Genomic DNA, 4,083 nt, shown 5'->3' on the forward strand with positions numbered 1-4,083 from the left:
AGGATTCTCGTAACCTTTCTTTTCAAATTCTTCTTGCTAATTATGACTATTTTAAAAAGACAGGTGTCAACGCTAGTGTTTACACAATGACCTTGACAGCCGAGAACATTAACAAGGGTTCTTTACAAGAACAGGGCTCTAAAATGAAAAGCTTAGTTGGTCGTTGGTTGGCTGATTGCTCGGATAATACACACAGGACTGTTATGAATACTTTGGGTTCAGTTGCTTCTTGGGAACTTACCTTTGGCGATAAACAGACCTTAAGAGAACGTTTATCTAAACATAATAGTCACGGTCTATTCCATTTTCATGCTCATATTGTTCTTTTGGTTGATCCTGATGAAGATCTTATTAGCAAGAAGAAAGCTATTTATAAACATTGGAATGAGATCACTGGCGATAGCTTTAAGACTGATATCAAAGGTTTTGACTTGCAAGCCTCTTATAAATTTCTTGGTGGCAATCAGTTTGATAAAGACGGTTTGTCTGATAGTATTTCTGATTTAACTAAGTATGTCTTGAAGCCTGATGCTTTAGTTGCTTTGAATCCAGAAGATAAGTGGCATGTTTCTGCTTATGACGAAGCTTATGAGTTCTTACATGGAATCAAACGTCATCCGTCTTATGGCTTATTGAGAAATGCTTCTGCTTTTTCTCGCCGATATCCAAGCCTTGTCACTTCTTTACAGTTTGACGTTGACAGTTTAAAGCGTGGCTTGACAGTTTCTTTTTTGACTGGCTATGACAAAGAAAGCCATTCTTTTGTTAAACCTTCTGATTCTGAATTAAGGCCTCTTCCTGCGATTGAAGTTTACTTGAATAACGAAAACCTTTTTAAACAAATTATTTTTCCAAGTGATTCTATTATTGCTGATTTTGAAAGACGCCTTTTTTCTGGTTTTAGAGGTATCTGCGTTAAAGATCGACCTAAAGCTAGAATGGACATTCGTTTTTTGAAAGAAGCTGTGGAATTATTCGAGCCACTTCGTTCTGCAGATGACTTTCTATCATTGGTTGATGATTTAATTGCTAAGGAAAAATCTCGTGGCCATGCTTCTACAATTAAAGATTTGAATATTATCAAAAGTACTTTTGAACGGTATCATTATTCTCCTTCTCACTGTTATAAAGATCAGATAAATAAAATAAATCTTTTCAGAAGAGAACTTGCTAGAGCTAAAACCGAAAAAATGTCTAGAAAGGTTGATTTTCTTTCTAGAGGAGGTCAACTAACAGCTGCTTCGGTTTTAAATGATCGAATTAATTTTGTTAAAGTTGACTGCGATTTTCAGGATTTTAATAATAATTTGCAGAGTAAACCTTCTTTTTATTACATGAATAATTTGAAAGCAGATAATCTTGTTACGGATAAACAATTTAAGGGTAAGAAATTAAATAAGAATGATTTGCTACAGCTTGCAGACATGAAAAAAAGATTTGAACAGTTAGGAGAGGAAGGAGAGAAAAATCGTAAGGAATTAGCCAATAGATTTGCTTCACTTTCTAAGGAACAAATTTTGGAAGAAAAGGCAAATCCATTTTCAGAGTTTTTTGAGTTTTTCGAGGGAGATGCAGGAGATTATGACCCGGATGCTTTTGATCATATTGCTTCTCTTTCTAGCTTCTAACCAGCCCTTTTACAGGCCTAACTTTCTTTATTCGCTTTCAACGAAACGAATAAAGAAAGTAGGTGCACAGGGGTTTAAAGGGGGCGTAGCCTCCTTTACGTAGAGGGTCTAAGCTTGCTTAGCCCTACTACGTTAGGGCTAATTGACATTAGCAAGTTAGTTTTAGCCAATTTATCGAAGACAGATTAGCTAAATAATTAAGTTAAGACTATCTAAGATAGATTAATTTAATTAATAACTTACCTTTGGAAATTAGTTTGTTTCTTTTCTTTTTATGGAGGTACCTATCATGTATAAATTAGTTTTGCATGTTGAACACTTTAAAAAAGGTAATTTATCAAAGCTCGAAAATCATAATTCAAGGAAATATTTGCACGATAATAATAAAAATATACGTCCTGAATTATCGAAGAATAACATTCAATTTATTGATCACAAGGGTACTCTTACTCAAGATGTAAAAGCGAGAACTAACCAAAGATCAAATAATAAACGGGCTATTAGAAGTGATGCTAATTTAATTTCTGAAATTGTAGTAGGAGCTGATGACAAGTTTTTTGAAAATTTGTGCGACCAAAGGAAAATCGATTTTGGCAAGACTGCTACAAAATTAATCCAGGAAAGATATGGCAAAGAAAATGTATTGCGTTCCTATTTGCACCTGGACGAAGTTGACGATAATGGTATCCAGCACCCTGGTTTACATGTTGATGTAGTTCCTATGACCAAGACTGGAAAGCTTAGTAGTGATGCCCTTTGGAAAAGAAAAGAGCTTCACGATTTTCACACTTACATGGCTAAAGGTATGCAGGCTAATGGCTTTCAATTGGAACGTGGAGAAGAGGACAGCAGGGCTAAACATGTTGACCCAAATGTTTATAAAGCTACTATGGCTAAATTTGATAGCGTAGCTCATACGGTCGCTTCTTCTATTGACGAGTTCAATAAAGACAAGGAAAAGTTCAATAAAGATAAAGAAGCTTTCAATAAAAATGAGGAAGCTTTTAAAGTTAGAGAACTTCGTTTAGATGATCGAGAAGATAACATTAATTTTCGTGAAGATGGAGCAGACGAAGAAGAGCAGGCTTTGACTGAAAGAGAAATAAAAGACACTACTAGAGAAAAAGAGCTTGCTGATGAACGTAGAAGATTAGACGAGCGTACACACAATCTTGTTGCCTTTGCTGAATCTTTGGAGGAAAAAGACAAAAAGCTTAAGGAAAAAGAGCGCTATATCAAACTTGGCAAAGAAAAAGAGAAGAAAGACAAGGCTAAAAGGCTTAAACAGGAGAGAGAACGGCAAGAACAAGAGGGCGATGGACTTGTTTTCTAGGTTCTCTCTTCTTTGTGACAGCCGACCGGAGGTCGGCCTTGATACATAGCACTTAGCTCCGGTTTTCTTAGAACTATCAGTTTAGAGCTATGTTTGTTGAAGCTTTATACTTGTTTTATGAATAAGACAGAGCTAGCCAAGCGTCTAGGAGTATCAAGGCAAACTGTTTACAAGGTTTTACAAAGGGCTGGTTTACACAATGACGATCTTTATAAGCTTGATGACAAGCAAATTGAGGATTTAAAGGGTTTTGTTAACCAGAGAAGTGTTAATTCTAGACCTTACAAACCTGACAAAAATGTTAATGACAGTGTCCATGACATTGACTATCAGAAGATCATTGACGAAAAAAATCAAACTATTTCCAAACTTTTAACTATGCTCGACCAAGAACAAAAGCTTCACTCGGCTACCCAAGCCAAATTAAAAGAGCTTGAAGGAGAAAAGCTGATTGCAGAAAAAAAGCCCCAAAAGAAGCATTGGTGGGGCTTTTAGTAGTTTTTCGTCGATTTTGGAACCGTTTTTAGTATATAATTTCACTTAGATAATAAAAAAATAAAATAAAAAAACGTAAGTGTCGGATTAGTCTTTCGAGGGACAAATCACTTACGTTTTAACAATGAATATTATAACATTTAGACGGATTAGTCTATAGGTAATATGAAAAGTTAAAGCGTAAAAGTCACTTACTAGGAAGATGCAGGTGACTTTTTTTATGAAAATTGCAACTCAAAATAAAGACTCCAGACTATTTAATAAGTATGCCAACGTATCTCATTATGAGTATCGTTTTGCCTTGCTCCAAATGGCCCGAAAAAAGCTTTTAGACGCTACTTTGCCTAAGGCCGCTTCAGCAAATATCAAGTCTATTATTAGCCAAGGAGACGTTAAAGTTCAGCGTATGTACGGCAATCATCGGGGCAATGCTTATAAGAGTTTAGCCTTTGCTTCTGGTCTTCGCCAAGACCCTGCTCAGGAGCGTTGCGACAGTTCTAAGGATTCTCGTAACCTTTCTTTTCAAATTCTTCTTGCTAATTATGACTATTTTAAAAAGACAGGTGTCAACGCTAGTGTTTACACAATGACCTTGACAGCCGAGAACATTAACAAGGGTTCTTTACA

General features: G+C 35.8%; 3 protein-coding genes and 1 pseudogene. All 4 read left to right on the plus strand.

Features of this window, described 5'->3' with window-relative positions:
* Window positions 1–1,628, plus strand: a 1,628-nt coding sequence (locus KH893_RS10880; RefSeq protein WP_281166153.1) for a replication protein, incomplete at its 5' end; no start/stop codon positions are given.
* A gap of 289 nt (window positions 1,629–1,917) precedes the next feature.
* Window positions 1,918–2,961 (plus strand): MobV family relaxase, encoded by a 1,044-nt coding sequence (gene mobV / locus KH893_RS10885; protein WP_032824285.1) that lies wholly within the window; start codon window positions 1,918–1,920, stop codon window positions 2,959–2,961.
* Window positions 2,962–3,078: 117 nt separating this feature from the next.
* A complete protein-coding gene (locus KH893_RS10890; protein ID WP_042744627.1) occupies window positions 3,079–3,456 on the plus strand; it encodes a helix-turn-helix domain-containing protein in 378 nt (125 codons plus the stop codon).
* A gap of 220 nt (window positions 3,457–3,676) precedes the next feature.
* Window positions 3,677–4,083, plus strand: a pseudogene (locus KH893_RS10895) (replication protein); the annotation flags it as partial.

This window comes from Liquorilactobacillus sicerae (assembly GCF_029916425.1).
Classification (GTDB): domain Bacteria; phylum Bacillota; class Bacilli; order Lactobacillales; family Lactobacillaceae; genus Liquorilactobacillus; species Liquorilactobacillus sicerae.